The sequence below is a fragment of the Janibacter sp. CoH_79_TC_3 genome, assembly GCF_058197955.1.
On sequence record NZ_JBXWIV010000002.1, the window covers coordinates 301,445 to 320,550 of the forward strand.

The 19,106-nt window shown below is 42.6% G+C and carries 15 protein-coding genes and 1 pseudogene; 7 read left to right on the top strand and 9 right to left on the bottom strand.

Features of this window, described 5'->3' with window-relative positions; translation table 11 throughout:
* Positions 1-1,929 carry a ferrous iron transport protein B gene (feoB, locus tag AC2FA3_RS03380; protein ID WP_490508312.1) on the top strand — a complete coding sequence of 643 codons (1,929 nt, stop codon included), beginning with the start codon at positions 1-3 and terminating at the stop codon, positions 1,927-1,929.
* Between the two features lie 264 nt (positions 1,930-2,193).
* Here feoB and bilR read toward each other — a convergent pair whose 3' ends face one another.
* The 3 genes from bilR to ftsY form a co-directional block, all read right to left on the bottom strand.
* Positions 2,194-4,143 (bottom strand): bilirubin reductase, long form, encoded by a 1,950-nt coding sequence (gene bilR / locus AC2FA3_RS03385; protein WP_490508313.1) that lies wholly within the window; start codon positions 4,141-4,143, stop codon positions 2,194-2,196.
* A 90-nt stretch (positions 4,144-4,233) separates the two neighbouring features.
* Positions 4,234-4,800 (bottom strand): methylated-DNA--[protein]-cysteine S-methyltransferase, encoded by a 567-nt coding sequence (locus AC2FA3_RS03390; RefSeq protein ID WP_490508314.1) that lies wholly within the window; start codon positions 4,798-4,800, stop codon positions 4,234-4,236.
* Positions 4,801-4,867: 67 nt separating this feature from the next.
* Positions 4,868-6,259 (bottom strand): signal recognition particle-docking protein FtsY, encoded by a 1,392-nt coding sequence (ftsY, locus tag AC2FA3_RS03395; RefSeq protein WP_490508315.1) that lies wholly within the window; start codon positions 6,257-6,259, stop codon positions 4,868-4,870.
* A 456-nt stretch (positions 6,260-6,715) separates the two neighbouring features.
* Here ftsY and AC2FA3_RS03400 point away from each other — a divergent pair, with 456 nt between their 5' ends.
* From AC2FA3_RS03400 to AC2FA3_RS03410, 3 genes are all read left to right on the top strand, one after another.
* Entirely contained in the window at positions 6,716-6,868 is a 153-nt protein-coding gene (locus AC2FA3_RS03400) for a hypothetical protein (RefSeq protein WP_490508316.1), read from the top strand.
* 112 nt (positions 6,869-6,980) lie between these two features.
* Positions 6,981-8,582 carry a M16 family metallopeptidase gene (locus tag AC2FA3_RS03405; RefSeq protein ID WP_490508317.1) on the top strand — a complete coding sequence of 534 codons (1,602 nt, stop codon included), beginning with the start codon at positions 6,981-6,983 and terminating at the stop codon, positions 8,580-8,582.
* 12 nt (positions 8,583-8,594) lie between these two features.
* Complete coding sequence (locus AC2FA3_RS03410) at positions 8,595-10,187, top strand: M16 family metallopeptidase (protein ID WP_490508318.1); 1,593 nt, start codon at positions 8,595-8,597, stop codon at positions 10,185-10,187.
* Between the two features lie 119 nt (positions 10,188-10,306).
* Here AC2FA3_RS03410 and AC2FA3_RS03415 read toward each other — a convergent pair whose 3' ends face one another.
* A complete protein-coding gene (locus AC2FA3_RS03415; RefSeq protein ID WP_490508319.1) occupies positions 10,307-11,263 on the bottom strand; it encodes a D-Ala-D-Ala carboxypeptidase family metallohydrolase in 957 nt (318 codons plus the stop codon).
* 296 nt (positions 11,264-11,559) lie between these two features.
* Here AC2FA3_RS03415 and rodA point away from each other — a divergent pair, with 296 nt between their 5' ends.
* A complete protein-coding gene (rodA, locus tag AC2FA3_RS03420) occupies positions 11,560-12,702 on the top strand; it encodes a rod shape-determining protein RodA (RefSeq protein WP_490508320.1) in 1,143 nt (380 codons plus the stop codon).
* Positions 12,703-13,668: 966 nt separating this feature from the next.
* The gene (locus AC2FA3_RS03425; RefSeq protein ID WP_201544192.1) at positions 13,669-14,289 is read left to right on the top strand and encodes a septal ring lytic transglycosylase RlpA family protein; all 621 of its coding nucleotides are present in this window, start codon (positions 13,669-13,671) and stop codon (positions 14,287-14,289) included.
* A gap of 368 nt (positions 14,290-14,657) precedes the next feature.
* Here the strand turns inward: AC2FA3_RS03425 and AC2FA3_RS03430 are convergent, their stop codons facing one another.
* The 3 genes and pseudogenes from AC2FA3_RS03430 to AC2FA3_RS03440 all read right to left on the bottom strand — a co-directional run bounded on the left by AC2FA3_RS03430 (position 14,658) and on the right by AC2FA3_RS03440 (position 16,053).
* A complete protein-coding gene (locus AC2FA3_RS03430; RefSeq protein ID WP_490508321.1) occupies positions 14,658-14,909 on the bottom strand; it encodes a hypothetical protein in 252 nt (83 codons plus the stop codon).
* A 297-nt stretch (positions 14,910-15,206) separates the two neighbouring features.
* Positions 15,207-15,686, bottom strand: a pseudogene (locus AC2FA3_RS03435) (IS630 family transposase).
* A gap of 13 nt (positions 15,687-15,699) precedes the next feature.
* Complete coding sequence (locus tag AC2FA3_RS03440; protein WP_490508322.1) at positions 15,700-16,053, bottom strand: IS630 transposase-related protein; 354 nt, start codon at positions 16,051-16,053, stop codon at positions 15,700-15,702.
* Positions 16,054-16,160: 107 nt separating this feature from the next.
* On the opposite strand from AC2FA3_RS03440, the gene AC2FA3_RS03445 reads away from it, so the two are divergent.
* Positions 16,161-16,325: a hypothetical protein gene (locus AC2FA3_RS03445; RefSeq protein WP_490508323.1), complete on the top strand. Its 165-nt coding sequence runs from the start codon at positions 16,161-16,163 to the stop codon at positions 16,323-16,325.
* A gap of 138 nt (positions 16,326-16,463) precedes the next feature.
* Here the strand turns inward: AC2FA3_RS03445 and radA are convergent, their stop codons facing one another.
* Both radA and lptB read right to left on the bottom strand, forming a co-directional pair.
* Positions 16,464-17,900 carry a DNA repair protein RadA gene (radA, locus tag AC2FA3_RS03450; protein WP_201544186.1) on the bottom strand — a complete coding sequence of 479 codons (1,437 nt, stop codon included), beginning with the start codon at positions 17,898-17,900 and terminating at the stop codon, positions 16,464-16,466.
* 281 nt (positions 17,901-18,181) lie between these two features.
* Positions 18,182-18,988, bottom strand: coding sequence for an LPS export ABC transporter ATP-binding protein (gene lptB / locus AC2FA3_RS03455; protein ID WP_490508324.1), 807 nt, complete (start codon positions 18,986-18,988; stop codon positions 18,182-18,184).
* Positions 18,989-19,106: the final 118 nt, after the last annotated feature.

Consider the following 19,106-nt stretch of genomic DNA (forward strand, 5'->3'; position numbering starts at 1 on the left):
ATGCAAATAAAAGCAGCGACTAAGCCTATCAATCTTGCCCTCGTGGGCGCACCTAACTGTGGTAAAACAGCCACTTTTAATGTACTGACAGGGTCTAAAGCGAAAGTAGCAAACTATTCCGGCGTCACCGTCGATAAACGCACTGCCACGATGCTTGGCCATTCTACTGTCAATATTGTAGATTTGCCGGGTACTTATAGCTTAAGAACCACCAGCCTTGATGAAGAGGTCACTCGTAAAGTGCTCTTTGGTCAGATGCCAGGTGAGCCGATACCTGATGGTATTATCTTCGTAGCTGATGCGACCAACTTGCGCATGTCACTACGTATGTTATTAGAGCTCAAAAGCTTAGGTTTGCCAATCATAGTCGCCCTCAATCTGAGCGACGTGGCCGAGAGCCGCGGTTTAGTGGTTGATGAGACCGTATTATCAGAAGAGCTGGGCGTTCCTGTTGTTAAGACGGTCGCCATCAAACGCCAAGGCTGCGAGCAGTTGCTGATTTTAGCGGATGAATTTATTGACTATCTCAATAATAAAGCTCAGCCTGTGCGTTTTTTTAATGCCGATACTAATGGTAATAGCATTAATATCGGTATCAATAGCCTTAATACTGATACACAAGCTATGTATAAGAGTGCTGATGATATTCTGAGCCGAGCGGTGATAAGCTCACAACATTTGCCAAAGTGGCATGAGCGCATAGATTATTTGGCATTGCATCCGGTCATCGGGGTCATTATCCTATTAGCGATTCTTTTTATTATCTTTCAAGCCGTCTATGCGTGGGCAGAGCCACTTATGCTAGGCATTGAATGGTTAGTAGCAAGTCTTGGCGCGCTTTTAGTCGAATGGCTACCGGATGGCATATTACAAAGCCTTCTCGTCAATGGCGTCGTGGCTGGGGTCGGTAGCGTCGTGGTATTTGTACCGCAAATTACCTTGCTATTTTTATTCTTATTAATCCTTGAAGATTCAGGCTATTTACCGCGCGCCGCTTTTTTACTGGACAATCTATTGTCTAAAGTAGGCTTATCCGGGCGCTCATTTATCCCCTTGCTGTCAGGTTTCGCTTGTACGGTGCCAGCGGTTATGTCGACCCGCACTATTCCCAATCATAAAGAACGCTTTGTGGCGATTGCTGTCTTGCCTATGCTGACCTGTTCGGCGCGTTTGCCGATTTATGCGCTGATTATTGCAGCGGTGATTCCCAATCAAACTGTCCTAGGTATTTTCAACTTGCAGGGTGTGACTTTATTTATATTGTATATCGCGGGTATTTGTTCGGCGGCGTTTGTATCGTGGTTATTTAAACGCTTTCATAATACGACGTCAAAAGCGGCAGCGTTTCCATTATTGATGGAGCTACCTACTTATCGTCTGCCAAATATCAAACATATTGCCAGTGAGCTTTGGGACAAGGTGAGCGCCTTTTTAATGAGAGCCGGTACAGTAATTTTTGCGCTGACGGTTGTATTATGGGTATTGGTTACTTTTCCCGCGCCCCCGATTGGAGCGACAAACCCAGCGATTGATTATAGCTTTGCTGGCATGCTTGGGCATGTTATCGAGCCGATTTTTGCGCCCATTGGTTTTACGTGGCAGATGTGTATTGCTTTAATCCCGGGTCTAGCCGCGCGTGAGGTAGTCATTGCGGCACTTGGCACAGTATATGCGGTCGGTAGTGTTGGCGACGAGGCCATCAACCAAACGCTTATCCCTATCATTCATACGCAGTGGGGATTGGCTACTGCGTTTTCATTTTTGGCATTTTATGTGTATGCACCGATGTGTTTGGCCACACTGGCGGTTATTCGCCGCGAAACCAATTCTTTGAAACAAACTGCAGCCATTGCTGGTTATTTGTTTATCTTGGCTTATTTAATGGCGTGGGTAACCTATCGGGTGACAGGTCAAATTTTCAGATTTTAGAGAGGTAATAATGAGTACATTGGTAGAGTATTTATTGGTGTTTATAATGGTTGTTTTATCCATTTACTATGTATGGACAAAGGTGATATTTAAAAAGTCGAAGGATTGTAACGGCTGTGGTAAATGTTCTAAATAGCCAAATGTTATTTAGAAACTCTAATGTCTGCTTATTGGTAAAGGCCTGTTCTAAACACGAAAAGGCCAAACGTTTTTAGTGTTTGACCTTTATTATCTGTGGAAATCTACACAATAATAATTGAATGACTAAAGCGCATTCGCGGCATCGTATGCTGTCTTGGTTGCATATGATATATCAGCAACCTCACAACAATCACCTACCTGCACAACTTCAATACCTTTAACGCTCAAAGCCTCCGTGTCGAAGACTACGGGGCGCGCACCACTAGCGATAACGACATAGTCGTATGGAATTTGGGCAATACTGCCATTTTTATCTTTGCAATTCACTTCACCGCTGTTAATGCTTGTTACCATATATCCAGTATACTGTTCTACACCGTATGCCTTATAATTTTCGAGCATGCTAGGTAAAACAGTCACGCTGATATCACCACCAATCTGATCACGCATCTCTATTATCGATACCTTGCAGCCTTGTGTAGCAAGATATTCAGCGGTTTCACAGCCGACCACACCACCACCGATTACTGCCACGCGCCCAGATACTTTATACTTACCTGCCAGCACCTGCCACGCATCATAGACGTTTTTGCCATCTATACCTGGAATTGGCGGTATAAAACTTGACGCACCGACTGCGACGATAACAGCATCAGGCTCTAGCGCTAGTATGCTTTGAATATTCGCTGTTTGACCCAATTTTAGCGTTACACCCTGAGTATGTACGGCATGCACTAAATCTTCTATAGCTCGGCGTATTTCATTTTTGCGCGGCGGGACAGCAGCGATGTGCAACTGCCCACCCAGCTCAGTAGCGGTTTCAAACAGGGTTACACTATGACCTTTTTTTGCAGCCACACGGGCAGCTTCCAACCCTGCAGGACCGCCACCGATGACCACAACATTCTTCTTCATTTGAGCAGGCGTAATAAAACGCGTTTCTTCAAAGCCATTTTCAGGGTTGACCACGCAAGCAATAAACGAGCGATTTAGGACATTATCAACGCAGCCTTCGTTGCAGCATATACAGCGAACGATATCAGTGGCTTTATCTGAGCCCGCCTTGTTCGCCCAATCAGGATCAGCTAAGAGCGCACGACCAATCCCAATCATATCAGCCTTGCCATTTTGCAGTATACCCTCACCCATCTCAGGATCAATGATACGCCCTGAGGTGCTAACTGGGATGGAAACTGCTTGCTTAACGGCACCTGTGATATCAGCAAAGAAGCAGTAAGGCTGCACGCCCATCGGCGGGATCGTATCTGCCATATTACCTGTATGGTTTGCTTGCCCAACATGCAACATATCCACGCCTGCTGCTTCAAGCCACTGTGCAAACTCTGGCGCGTCGATTTCATCAACACCACCTTTACCGCGCTCAGGTGTGACAACCGATAATTTATAATCGATAATCATATCTGGTACGACTTTTTTTAATGCTCGTACTAACATCAAAGCAAAGCGTGTACGATTCTTAAGAGAGCCGCCAAACTTATCTGTGCGCGTGTTCATTTGTGTGCTGCATAGCGCGCCGACCAGTCTGTCGCCATGCACCTGAATGACATCTATCCCCGCTTTTTGTGCACGCACTGCACAGGCACACATCTTGTCGATAATATCCATCAAAGCGTCTTCTGACACCTCATTGACGAAATGTTGCATGTCATGATTGAGCTGGGTGCGTACCTTGTGCATCTCGCCAGCAGCAAACAAGGCGTTAAGGACATTAACGTCATACTCAGGATAAAAAATCTGCACGCCAAGCTTGGCACCGTAAGCATGCACATTATCAGCAAGTAGCCGGAAACTGTCTATTTGGCTATCATCAAATAATTTAGGCGTCGGCGCAAAACTACGGACAGGTGCGACGTCACCTAACACGATATAGCCTGTGCCACCCTTGGCAAGACGAGTATAAAAGGCACGGCTCTGTGAGCTAATATTGCCGTCTTTGTCTTCATAGCCAGTCGTCAATGGTGGAAACATCGTACGGTTTTTAAAGATGACACCACCAATGGTGATAGGTTGTAATATTTTCATAGCCGATATTTTAGTGGTCGTATTATTCATAACATTCTACTTTTAGCCTATCCTTTGCACGAATGCTATTGATACTATTTGTATCGGAAAAACGATATCGGACTTGTACAATCAAAAGAACTAACGCTTAACCTCGACACCTTCGAGCGCTAGCAAGTACTCTTTTTTGTCTAAGCCGCCGGTATAACCACCTAGTTTGCCATCGCTAGCAATAACACGGTGACAAGGAATAATGATACTAAACGGGTTTCTGCCATTGGCATTGGCAACGGCGCGATAACCTTTAGTATTACCGACTCGCTGCGCAAGTGTGGCATAACTAATCGTTTCGCCATGCGGTATCTTTTGCAGCTGTTGCCAGACACGTTGCTGAAAATCAGTGCCTAAGCTTATATCTAATGGCAAATCAAACGCTTGACGCTCACCTTTAAAGTACGCTGTTAATTGCTCAAGCGCTTCTATAAGTAGCGCCTCATCAGGCTCGATTTTGCTTAGGCTATTCTGAGGAATAAAGGTAAAATCTTGATCGACAAGTCCATAATGCTTTTTAAGCTTGGGAATAGATTTTGAGCTGTGCCAAGAATCGCCCACCTGCAGCCAATTGACTTCGACCAGCTTAGGACTGCTATGGCTACTAGCAATCAGTGCTAACTGATGTGACTCAACAGCTGCTATGGTGACTATCATTACTCCTCCCTCTAAACACTCATATTTTTAACACTTATTTATTCATCGAAAAAAAACCTATCAACCACTACTCTTTATCATCGGTCTCAAATAAGGCGGCGACGAACTGCTTCGGACTAAAGGCACGCAAATCATCAATCGACTCACCAACACCGATATAGCGAATCGGCACATCCGTGGTTTCAGCGATATTAAAGACCACACCACCTTTCGCAGTACCGTCTAGTTTGGTAATAGTAATACCGGTTAATGGTACGACTTTGTTAAACAACTCCACTTGGTTGATGGCATTTTGACCTGTGCCAGCATCAAGCACAATCATGCCTTCATGCGGTGCACTTGGATCGGCTTTACGCATCACGCGTACGACTTTTTCAAGCTCTGCCATTAAGTGGGTTTTATTTTGCAAGCGTCCTGCAGTATCAGCGATTAATACATCGATATTTTTTGCTTTGGCAGACTGCATGGCATCAAAGATAACAGAGGCACTATCAGAGCCATGACCTTGGGCAACGACTGGAATGTTATTGCGCTCACCCCAAATTTGCAGCTGTTCAGTAGCAGCGGCACGGAACGTATCGCCAGCCGCCAACATGACGGTTTTGCCTTCGCCTTGTAAACGCTTGGCAAGTTTACCAATAGTCGTCGTTTTACCCACACCATTAACGCCCACCACCAAGATAACAAAAGGCTTCTTACTCGTATCAATGACCAATGGCGCAACTTTTGGCGTTAAGATATCAACCAGCTCAGTTTGTAAGGCTTTATATAATGAATGGGCATAAATCAAATCACCACGAGCGGTTTGCTCAGTAAGGCTTTTAATAATACGATTGGTTGCATTGACACCGATATCAGCGACCAACAGCTGGTCTTCAACCTCTTCTAATAGCTCATCATCAATCTCTTTGCCACCGATAAGGATACTGACCATACCTTCGGCAAGATTTTTACGTGACTTACTTAGTCCCGTTTTCATACGATTAAACCAGCTGCCTTTTTTCTTATTTTGCTCAGTCTCTTGTGAATCCTCTGACGCTGTTGTTGGCTGCGGTAACTCGGTTTTCGATTTACTTTCTGTTTGCGCTTTATTGACAGCACTGGTATCGCTATTTGTAGAGGTAACGCTTGCACTATCGCCTAAATGAGCTTGTAAAGGCATCGTAGGAATTACGGTTGTAGACTGCGACGGAGCAGCAATTGTTTGATCATTATTTGAATTGCTTGCTGCGCTACTTTCTACAATACTTTCGGCTGGACTTTGTTTTTCTATCTCAACAATAGGCGTCGCTAATGGTAGGTCTGCCGCTGTATCGGTATGTGATGTATCCTCAGGCTCATCGATGATGGGCACCGTTTGCGCTGGCAGACTGGGTAAGGTAATATCATCGTCATCTAAGTCATCAAGACCGCCGTCAAGGTTGATGACCACACGATTGCTATTATTGGGATTATTCATAAGCTTGCCCTAAAAGTTATCATTATCAGTAATTTATTTTAAAGTGATTATTTTTAAAGTGACTGTCTTTAAAGTAATCGTTTTTAAAGTGACTCTTTTTAAAATGACTATGCCGCCCGCTTATTATTATTTAACGGGTGATTATTTTTAGCCTAGTTTAGCATAATTCAAGTGGTGCTTAGCCTTTAGCATTGTAGAGCGCTGTCAAATGATAAAAACCTATGAATCAACAACAAACACCAATTCCTAAAATAATGCCAAATAGATGACTGTACATAATACAAAAAATCATGCTAATAAATTTATAGTAAACTGTCAGCTGATCTAAGCAAGTTTCACTTAAGGTTTGGACACAAAAATCCGACCTTAGTTACGCCAAACTTCGCCTACTCTTAGCCTGCATTATGCCACCCTATTTTGTTTACTTTATTCAACCATTTATATTGGGAATGACCTATGCTATCACTATCGAACAATTATAAAAAAATGATCCAGACGGCCGCCGCTTTGGTTCTCGTCACCATCGCATTGTCATCGACAGGCTGTAGCACCACACAAGAATTTAAGCCGACTGCTACCGTTATGGTTGGGGCGCATAAGTCTTTATAATGGCTTTTTGGTCATCAAAAAAGCTCATACTAATTTACGCCTTAATATTCACACTGCTCATTTTATAAATCAGTCACTTACCCGCTGCCTTTTTATATAAGTAGAACACATCATGTCATTGTCTTTATCACTGCCTTCATCACTGTCTTTACCATCACCTGCTCACTCTCTACGCCTTGCCTGCGCTCTAGCTATGGCCACTACCCTTGCAGCTTGCCAAACCAGCGCACTCTCTTCGACGAATGAAGTTGCTACGACTAAACATGCCGCAACGACACAGGTAGTGAATAAAAACCAAATGCTTAAAGATCCTGAGCAATCTTCAGCATTGACCATGGATATGTCCGGTCGCCATGAATACAAGCTCGAAAACGGTCTAAAGATAGTGGTTAAAGAAGACCACCGCGCGCCTGTGGTCATGACTCAGATTTGGTATCGCGTCGGGTCAGCAGATGAGCCACTTGATAAAGGCGGCATCTCACATGTGCTTGAGCATATGATGTTTAAAGGTACAACTGATGTGTCAAGCGACGATTATGAGCGTTTGATTGCTAAGTTTGGCGGCGTTAATAATGCCTTTACCAGTTACGACTATACCGGTTATTACGAGCTATTCCCCGCTAATCGCTTGCCATTAGCATTAGAGCTAGAAGCGGATCGCATGACCAATTTGGTCTTTGATGACAAAGCGTTTGCCAAAGAGCATCAAGTGGTGATGGAAGAGCGTCGTCAGCGTACTGATGACAATCCGATTTCCAAAGCTTATGAGTCATTTCGCTTGCTTGCCATGCCGAACAGCCCCAAAGGTGAATCGGTCATCGGACCGATGGACGAGCTTGAATCCATTACCCTTAACGATTTAAAAGAATGGTATAAAACATGGTACGCACCTAATAATGCGACTTTGGTTATCGTTGGCGATGTCGAACCAACCGAAGTGTTGGCGCAAGTTAAACGCTACTTTGGTGAGCTAAAACCAAGCGCACTGCCTAAGCGGCCTGCGGTCACTCAAAAGGGTTTCCGCGGTTATCAGCAAGTAGAATCCGAGCAAGCGGTACAAGTACCTGTTTTATTAATGGGTTATAACGTGCCCAGTCTGGTAAGCGCTGGTGCTAATAATGAGAAGCAAGCTTATGCCCTCTCGCTTGCGCAAGATGTGCTAGATGGTGGTCTATCAGCACGTCTCGAGAGCAGACTGGTACGCGAGCAAGGACTACTTACCACAGTAGGTACATCTTATGATTTGCTTGATCGCGGCGATGGATTATTTCTGATACAAGCGACTCCCCGTGAAGGCGTCAGCTTAGCCCAAGCACAGCAAGCTATCCTCTCTGAAATAGAAAAACTTAAAACTGATCCGATTGCCGCCGATGAAATCGAGCGTGCCAAAACCAATACTGTCACCGGTTTGGTGTACGCACAGGACAGTATGGAAGGTCAGGCGCGTATGATTGGTTCACTACAATCTATCGGTCTAGATGATAGATTAATGGCTAAATTGCCAACCAAGCTCGATAGTGTGACGATTGCAGATATACAAGCGGCAAGTAAAAAGTATTTGGTCAAAGATAATTTAACGGTGATGCATATCATCCCGCCTAAAGAGACGGCCAATAAAGATAAAGTTAGCCAAGATAAGATGAGCAAAGAGACCGTTAGTAAAAATACCGCTACTAATATCGCTACTAAAGAAACGGTAAGCAAAGCTAAATAACATCAATAGGCTATGCAATTATCTTGGCAAAAAACCAATACTTATGACCTTATTAATAAGAAGAAAGACATGACTCAAATACCTTTTCTCAAAAAAACCAAATTATCATCTAATGTTAAGCAGCTCCCTTATCTGAGTGCCGGTATATTCTTTGGGATGATGACATTGACCACCATAGCGCAGGCCGATATGGCGGGTGGCGAAGATGCTCGCACGCCGGCTGCCGCAGTCGATACTAGCGCGCCTATTGCCGCTCTAGCTAAGCTTAGTAGCCTTGATAATGCCAAACCTTTAACAGTCACTGTCCCAAAGATTCAGACATTTAACACCAAAGCCGGTATTCCTGTGCTTTTTTTGCCGACCACCACCTTGCCCATCGTTGATATTGACTTGCGCTTTAATGCCGGTAGCGCACGTGATGGCAGTATCAGTAAATCAGGTTTTGGTATTGCCAATATGACCGCAACGATGCTTGAACAAGGGTCCAAACGCTTAGATGAAAACGCGTTCACGCGGGCGGTCGAAACCTTGGGCATTAATCTAAGTAGCAGTGCTTATAAAGACATGTTTACTGTCTCGTTGCGCAGCTTATCTGATGATAAACATCTACTGCCTGCCGTTCACTTAATGACGCAAATGCTTACTGAACCGAGCTTTGATGAACAAATCTTAGCCCGTAATAAAGCACGCTTACTGGTCGGGTTACAACAGCAAAAACAAGACCCGGGTAGTCTTGCTAGCATTGCCTTTAGCAAAGCACTTTATGGCGACCATCCTTATGCCCATCCATCGGTTGGCACGCTTGAAACGGTTCCTAATATTAAAAGACAACAGCTAATAGATTTCAAAAACCGCTATTTAGTCGCTGCCAATGCGTCGCTTGCCATGACTGGTAATTTGACGTTAGCACAAGCGAAAAATTTGGCGGAAGAAATAACGGCAGACCTGCCAGCTGGTCAAGCAGCGGCTACCCTACCCGAGCCAAAGCCATTAACCCAATCTCAGCATATCCATATACCGTTTCCTAGTACTCAAACCACGGTATTAATGGGTCAATTGGGCGACAAGCGCGCCACTGATCCCCAAGCGCAGCAAAAGCAAACCAACTTTGCTGTCGGCAATGAAGTGCTAGCAGGGGGCGATTTTAATGCGCGCTTGATGACGGAAGTCAGGCAAAACCTTGGTTATACTTATGGTATCTCAGGCTCGATGAACCCGATGCTGGCGCGCGGACCTTATCAGATTGGTTTTTCAACCCGTAATGATAAAGCGCGCGCGGCGATTGATGCCAGCCTAGATGTGATTAACGAGACCTTAGACAAAGGTATCACCAGCGATGAGATGAGATTGACCACAGACAGTTTAAAAAACAGCTTTCCGATGGGTTTTGCCAGTAACGCGGGAATCAACAGTTTACTTGGCATGATGAATTTTTATCAGCTGCCTAATAGCTACCTGACCAATTATGTCAAGCGTATCGAACAGGTCAAACTATCAGAGGTCAACCAAACTCTGCGCGACACCCTAAAGCCTGATGATTTTTTAATCGTTACCGTCGGTGAGGTTGATCCTTGGGATGAAAAGAAATCTAAGAAGAAGAAATAAACTTGATGGCATATTTTTTACAGATGTTAAAAAAAATAGGTCGATAAAAAAGCTCAACCAGTAATATTTATTGGTTGAGCTTTTTTTAATTGAAGACACAGTCTTTAGCGACATATTATTTAATAACGGCAAGCGGAGCTACTACTGGCATGATTAAAGCCCCATTTGCGATAACCATCGGTATCAAGATGAATAGCACCGGTAGAATATAGCCCTAACCCAAAGCTATTCGATTGACCCTGATATTGCCAAAACTCGCATAAACGGTCTTGCATGCTACTAAGCTGCCATTGATTGCCTTCATATTCAGGCACCCAGATATCCATAGCGCCTGCGGTCATGTGCTTACTGGCGTTTGCGCCGCCTGCGCAGTCATTTAGTCCTGGGCTGCGATATACTGAACGTATCTCAGTATTAGGAGGCAAGATACCTTGATTTTTGAGCTGACTATAAAGCTGCAAGGTCGGCACAATATTCGCCCATAGCTCCTGCGGCGGTAGCTGATAAGGCTCATAGCCACATTTATCCCAACTACGGGCGGTGGTTAGCAGCTGTGATAAAGGCGGTACGTTTTGTGCTCCGACTCGTGAGCTTAAATAGCGTTGATAATTGGCCACTTGTCCGGCGCGGTAGCTATTACTATTTAGCCAAGTATTAAAGTCCATACTGGTAAAATCGTTATAATTACTGTTTCCGAAGTTATTATTACCAGTGTTATAAGTGGTGTTATAACGTGGCGTCACTTTATTGGTAATGACGCGCTTGCTCTCTTCTATCGATAAGCCACTATCAAAATTAAATTCACGCTGTTTTTGTTGAATGAGGCCTTGCATACTATCGCCGCCTAGGCCATTTGACCCACTTCTGCCATCGCTGAGTATAGTGGCGCCGCCACTATAACTATTGCTTTGGCTACCATAATTTCTAGCAGGCGTGATATAAGCATTAGAGGTGCTATCAGTAGCACTACTGCCGTGACGGATTTGGATACGGCGCTCACTATTATCACTTATGATAGCGGCAGAAGCAGAGATGCTACTGGCACAAATGCACAGAGCGATAACAGATTTATGCATTTGCCTATAAACAGATTTTTTTGTCTTTATCATTACAAGAAACTACCGCTAAAAACGTTTTATCGATACTATCAAATTTTAAGCAAGCAGGCTAAACTATCGCAGCGAATCAGCGGTCACCTATTCGTTATTAACACTTATCCTCATAATTTTTATATTGACGTTACTTTATTACTCGTAAGTTACTTTATTCGCTATTATCTCGTTGAATGAACGCCTTATAATCGTCGCTTGCTGACTTGACAGCTGTCAAACCAGACTTTTCTTTCACGCCAATTGCCAGTCACATTTTGCCTATGTCTTCTAACCCGCAATACCGTTTTTCCCGTCAGAGCCATCATTTTGGTCAAGCTCATGCGCCGACTTTGTGGCAACGCATTCATATCGACCCATGGTTAACCTTATTGTTATTAACGGTTTGCTGTATCGGTTTGACTATTTTATACAGTGCGGCAAGCCAAGATAGCGATATGGTCATACGCCAAATGGTCAGTTATGGCGTAGCGTTTACAGTGATGTTTATCATGGCACAGATACCGCCTACTATTTATCGTACCTTTACGCCCATATTTTACGTATTAGGGCTGATATTATTGGTCTTGGTCGACATCATTGGCGAGGTACGTATGGGTGCACAGCGCTGGATTAACTTACCGGGATTTGGTAGTGTCCAGCCTTCAGAGTTTATGAAACTTGGCATGCCAATGATGTGTGCATGGTTTTTATCCAAACGTGATTTACCACCCTCATTATCCAGTATCGCCATCACTTTAGCCTTAATCGTGGTGCCAGTATTGTTAATTGCTAAAGAGCCTGACCTTGGTACTTCATTACTGGTTGCTGCCAGTGGTATCTTTGTGTTGTTTTTGGCTGGATTATCATGGCGTTTAATTGCTAGTGCAGCGGCTTTGGCAGTACCACTTATCGCTTTCGCTTGGAACTTTTTATTACACGATTACCAACGTACACGCGTCTTAACTCTATTTAATCCTGAAGCTGACGTCCAAGGGGCTGGTTGGAATATCATTCAGTCTAAGACCGCTATCGGTGCTGGCGGTCTGACCGGTAAAGGCTATCTAGAAGGCACGCAATCTCATCTGCACTTTTTACCAGAAGGTCATACTGACTTTATTGTTGCGGCATTCTCTGAAGAGTTTGGCTTACTCGGTATGATACTGCTGATGTTTATTTATGCCTGCGTGCTCACGCGTGCTTTGTATATCGCTTTTAGTCACCCTGATACTTATAGCCGACTACTAGCAGGTGCGATTGCCATGTCGTTTTTCGTTTATGTTTTCGTCAATGTCGGTATGGTCGGCGGCATCTTACCTGTTGTTGGCGTGCCATTACCTTTTATCAGTTACGGTGGTACTGCTATTGTTACCCTAATGGCGGGATTTGGATTATTGATGTCGATTCATACCCATAAATCTAGCTAATTTTTTTTGCATCATTCTTAAACAAGGTTATTTAGCACAATTTTAAAGCTCAGTTTTCAAGCTTAGTAGTCAGCCTTAAACTCAGTTTAAAACCACTAAATAAACTTCTAATATAGACACCGACAAAATGATACATTAACAAATTGGTAAGCGAATCTAAGCAAAATTCGCAGTGCTAAGTAATCCAATGTAATAACGAAATAGTTGAAGTTAAGTCAATTCATGCTGTTTTAATCAGGTTTTATTTGTAAACAATTCTACATAAATTATCATAAAAATCCTAACTTATACTATTTATCCAAATAGATAAGTCTTTGTTTTTAAATGCAATAACATCAATAAACCCTTCATTTTTTACTAAAAAAACCTGTCAGTAATCAACTAATACCGACAGGTTTTATTCCTTGTTTTTTACAATTAATTGCGTTAACCTCGTTTTACTGTCACTATGATACATAACCCGTACATAGCTACTAAGAAAGTTATCATTCAATTATATTGCAGTTGTAGCTCATCCGTATAGTTAGCAGCTTGTAGATTTCGGACTTTCAAAGTCACTACTTAATTAACGGTTTAATAACAAAGAAATACGCAATACTCTTTAAACCCTTTATTAATTTAGCAATATGACTTAGCAATGTAAGAAGGTTCGTTTATCGGATAGCAGTACCCATTTTAGTGGTTGATTCGTTTTTAATAACGATTGTTAACTATCATTTGAGCGTGTCATAAGTATGTTTGGTCAGTCGTATATAAACGATAAACGCCTCATCACTTATGATGATGAAATGAAAATTACCATACGTTAAAGCTTATAAAAGCCCGCATTTATTATCATCATTATGAGAACGTCAGATAATATAGAGGCTTTCGAGTTTGCGACACGGTTAGATTGGTCTAACGCTGTCTCGCTCCCTCTAAGAGATTTTAGAGTTAAGTTTTAAGGTATAAGCTATAGAGGTATTTATGAATAAGCGTTTATCTGGTTTACTTACAATGTCGGCAGTTTTATTTGCTGGCTCTGCAATCGCTTCTAATGCAAATGCTGTAGAATCAAAAACCTCCCTTGCAATGGTCTCGCAAGATAACGCCTCCCATATCGACCGTGTACTCGGTGAACTTAGTCGCCAACATAACGGCGCATCAAGCTTAGTTAAGTCTGCCCGCCAACCTACTTCATTGGCGCTGAGCAGCTCACTGTTAGCCAGTGACACAGCACAAGTATCTAATGATGAAGATGTTCTAGAACGCCTAACAGCGGTTGCATCTAACTCTGTGAGCAAATTCAAGCAAACGGGCCTAGCCTCTTGGTATGGTCGTCAGTTTCATGGTCGCAAAACCGCTAGTGGTGAAACCTTCGATATGAACGGCCTAACTGCCGCTCACCGTTCACTGCCACTGAACTGCTACGTTAAAGTCACCAATAAAACCAATGGCAAAAGTGTTGTGGTTAAAGTTAATGATCGTGGTCCATTCCATGGTAACCGTGTCATGGATTTATCATATGGTGCTGCCAAGCAACTTGGTATTACGGCTAAAGGTGTGGGTAACGTCGCTATTGAGCGTGTTTCAGGCCCATCTTCATAAACCATTAACGTCTTAGAACAATAGCGTTTTAAGCCTTTAACGGTTTCGTCTTATAAAGACAACAAGTCTTTAAAGCCGTATTTTATAGGTAAATAAAAAAGCGCCTAACTTTTAATCAGTTAGGCGCTTTTTATTGTTTAACGCTTAACTATTAGTATTAGAAGCTTTGTGCTCAAAATCTTATTATTACTGAGTAATTACCTATCATACTGGTTTAGTTAATCTAACCTATTGAGCCCAATGTTTAGTAATTAGCTATCATATTGATGTTCAAATATTATTGATGGCTTTTATTTTAGGTGATATAAGTATTTGATTTACCAAATACTTTTCTAGGCTTTCTTCAGCATAGCTCAATTCTCACTCATTTACTCATTTACAATTTGTGAGTAATACTTGATTAGTTTTTCTTTTGCTTCTGCAATAGTGGCAGTCCTTCCTTCAACAAAGTCATTAAATATATGACGAGTTTTTGGATTAATCGGGCTATCGCCAACTCCAATACTACCGAGAACGTGCTTGTGAAGAATGCGCCGCTTGGCGATCTCTTCCTGGCTCACTTTCACATTTTCTGAAAAGTCTAAATTACTTTCATTCTCTTTAATATGTTTCTGTTTCATTCCTATTTCCCTTGAAATGACTTAATTATATGAGAGATGATTATACTAACGGTTGAGTAACTATATTCTTGGAAACTGTCTACTGAATTAGCTAAGTCTTTTAGGGTTTTACACATTAAGCCTATCATGTAGCTCGAGCATTTTAGGATACCTAAATAGCGATAGCTTGTATTAAGAATACGGACGGTAATCTTAAGCCACTCATAATCTACTTTATTAATATCTTGCTGCCGCCAAACCTTATAGTCTTTCTTAGCAACAGCTGCCACAATATTAATGAATGTTTATTTGATATAGTCAGTCCATAATAAAAGAGATACATCCCATATTACGAAACAGTTTAGGCAGATTATTCTCCATCCATCCTTGGCGTAGAAACTTAGCCTGTGCCCATTTTTTCTCGATGGGATTAAGATCAGGACTGTGGGGTGGTAGCCATAGAATACGATGGCCATGTCTGTTCAGTAATTTTTGAATGCGTTTGTTTTTGTGAAATCGAGCATTATCCATCACAATCACACATTTGGTTTTAAGGCTTGGGATCAGCGTGAACTTGCACCAGTGTTAGAATATGTCACCATTAATATTCTGCTCAAAGTAATCAAGCGCAAACAGCATTTTTTCATACAAAGCACCGATGACATTAGTACGCTTTTTTGCCTGCCAGTTGTAGCTATCAATACAAGGCGTTCCGATGGGCGCATAGCCATAAGGACGAATGGTTTCAGCTTCAAAGCCACTTTCATCCATAAAAACAATGGGATAGCCTTGCTGCATAAAACGATTAAGCTTACTCTGATATATCGCTCTTTTTATCGGACACGCTTTTGGATGCTCTAAGGTCTTTTTTTTGGCTGATACCAAGGCGTTTTAAGGCAGCTTCTATACCTGACTTGCTACAACTTAAACGCTGTGCTCGCTCGTACATATAATCGTCTGGATGCTGCTCAACATCTTTTAATAGCGTGTCGTTTGGTATTTTACTGGGTGGCTTATTCCGAGTTTGTTTGATACTTGAGTTTTTCAGCCAGCGCTGTAATGCGGTTTTACTAATATTATAGAAAGTACACGCTTCACGAATACTCATGTCTTTATTTTTAACACTTTTGATCACTTGCGCTCGGAAGTCTGCTGAATAGGTCATATATTCTTATACCATTTCGCTTGTTTTAAAACGATTGTATCTTATTTATAAAAGACTGACTATACATAGGAAATATCGATCTAAAATCACCTATTATGATTCGCTGTATGCCTACAGTTAATGAGGATCAAGATAGAATATGCCAAATGGAGTATATGAATCCTGAATATAATAACTATGTAAGAGTTCAGTTTTCAAAAAAACATTTAGCTGACTGGCAGGCTATAAATACGATGGCTATTAATTATATGGAAAAGTGGCATAAGGATTGAATAGGAAATAGTGGCTATTTAATATATTTATAAGTCTTATTAAGCAAGACACAATCAGCCGATCGCCATCTCTTTAATATAAGATAGCAAAGGATTTAGTATCACACAATAATATGATAGATAATTACTCAATGACACTTATAGCTCAAATGCCCTTTCAATAGCATCGTCTAAGCGTTCTACTGCAATCACATTGATGCCTTTAAACTGCGGCGCATCTTTGGCAGGCGCATTGGCTTTAGGGATAATCGCGTGTTTAAAACCATGTTTCATCGCTTCTTTTAAGCGTTCTTGACCATTGGGTACTGGGCGAATCTCACCAGACAAACCGACTTCACCAAATACCGCCAGTGATGACGGCAACGGTTTCTCTTTGATACTAGAGGCACATGCCAACAGCACCGCCAAATCAGACCCAGTTTCGATCACTTTCACGCCACCAACAACGTTGACATAAACATCTTGTCCGCTAGTATGGATACCGCCATGACGATGCATGACAGCCAGCAACATCGATAGTCGCTGAAAGTCCAATCCCAACGCCATGCGTCTCGGTGAGCCTTGCGAATCATCAACCAATGCTTGTACTTCGACCAATAGCGGTCTGGTACCTTCACGGCTCACCATCACCACAGAGCCAGCCACCGGCTTGTCATAACGGCTTAGAAATATCGCTGACGGATTGGCAACTTCTTTCAGCCCCATATCAGTCATGCCAAAAATCCCTAACTCATTGACCGCGCCAAAACGGTTTTTGACCGCGCGTATCATACGAAAACGTGAATCAGATTGACCTTCAAAATATAAAACCGTATCAACCATATGCTCAAGCACACGCGGACCAGCAAGCGTACCTTCTTTGGTCACATGTCCCACTAAGAATAATGCCGTACCAGTTTGCTTAGCATAGCGGGTTAAAATGGCCGCCGACTCGCGAATCTGACTGACGCCGCCCGGCGCTGAATTTATTGCATCGGTATAAATCGTCTGAATAGAATCAATAATGGCAATCGCTGGTTGTTCTTGCGTCAACGCCGCACAGATCGTTTCAACATTGGTTTCAGCAAGTACACGCAACCTATCAGCCGGCAAATCTAAGCGTTTGGCACGCATAGCCACCTGTGCCAATGATTCCTCACCTGTCACATACAGAGCGCTACCTGCCAATGAATCAGCCTTTGCCATATTGGTCGCGGTTTGCAGCAAAATCGTCGACTTACCGATGCCTGGGTCACCGCCTATCAAAACGACGGAACCGGCAACCAATCCGCCACCCAACACCCGATCAAACTCACTGATACCGGTCGGTAAGCGCGTATCTAAACCGACGCTTACGGCATTGAGTGGCATGACCGCACTATGTGTGCCAGAGTAGTTTCCAACGGGCGCACCGTCGCTACGAGAAACGGCGCGGCTAGGATTGGGTTTGGCCATGTTTTTGTTATGATGCGGCATACTGACGTTTGGTGCTTCAACCAAGCTATTCCATTCGCCGCAATCTGTACACTGTCCTGCCCACTTACCGAAATGCGCACCGCAATGCTGACAAACATAACTGCTTTTATTTTTTGCCATAACGTATGAACCTTATTCAGCTGGTCAATCGAAAGTAATAAATAGAGAGGAATAAATAGAATTTTATGAAGCTCTGTAAGAGCTTCAATACAAGAGTGATAGAGATGATATAACAGCCTGTAGAATCAGGCGGTAATTTATAGAGGACTGTGCTTGCAAAGACTGCTATTATAAAAAAGCCATCGCCAAATATTAAGTTACAACCTCCCTGCTAACGAAATATTTGACTAAAAATATATATAAGGTTTTAGAAAATTATATTAGTTAAGACATGGGATTTTTTATACCTGAAAATCTTTACCAAGGTAAACAGATTTTACCAATTCATTTTCTAATACTTCGCACGATGTCCCTTCAGCGATGATAGCGCCTTCTGAAACGATATAGGCTTTTTCACAAATCGCTAAAGTATCTCGCACGTTATGGTCAGTGATTAACACTCCAATACCACGATTTTTTAACGTTAAAATAACGTCTTTAATATCACTTACAGAGATAGGATCAACACCAGCAAAAGGCTCATCCAATAAGATAAATTTAGGGTCAGCAGCCAAAGCGCGAGCAATCTCACAGCGGCGACGTTCACCGCCTGAGACACTCATGCCCAGTGATTTGCGTACATGTTCTAAATGGAACTCACCGATCAATTTTTCAAGCTCTTGCCTCTGCTCAGAGGCGCTCAATTCTTTACGAGTTTGCAGAATAGCTAAGATATTGTCTTCAATGGATAATTTACGAAAAATAGACGCTTCTTGCGGCAAATAGCCAATGCCGGCGCGCGCACGCTCATGCATGGCATATTTTGATAAGTCCATTTTTCCTAAGGTGACACGGCCTTTATCCATGTTGACCAATCCTACCACCATATAAAAACTGGTGGTTTTGCCCGCACCGTTTGGACCTAGTAGTCCGACGACTTGTCCTTGTTCAACAGAGAATGACACATCTTTTACTACCCAGCGTTTACCATAACGCTTGCCTAAGTTTTGCATCGTTAAACAGGCGACAGGTTCAGAGCTATTCGCTGACGCTATAGAGTCATTATTAAGCTCATTGCTACTAACAACATTATTTTTAATATCACTCATAACTTACTCATCACTTACTTGTAAAGTTGCAACACTCAAGCGCTAATATGGATAGCGTAAATACGGACGGCTTAGGGGTTTAAAGGTTTAACGATTTTAATGCATTCAGCTTTATTAA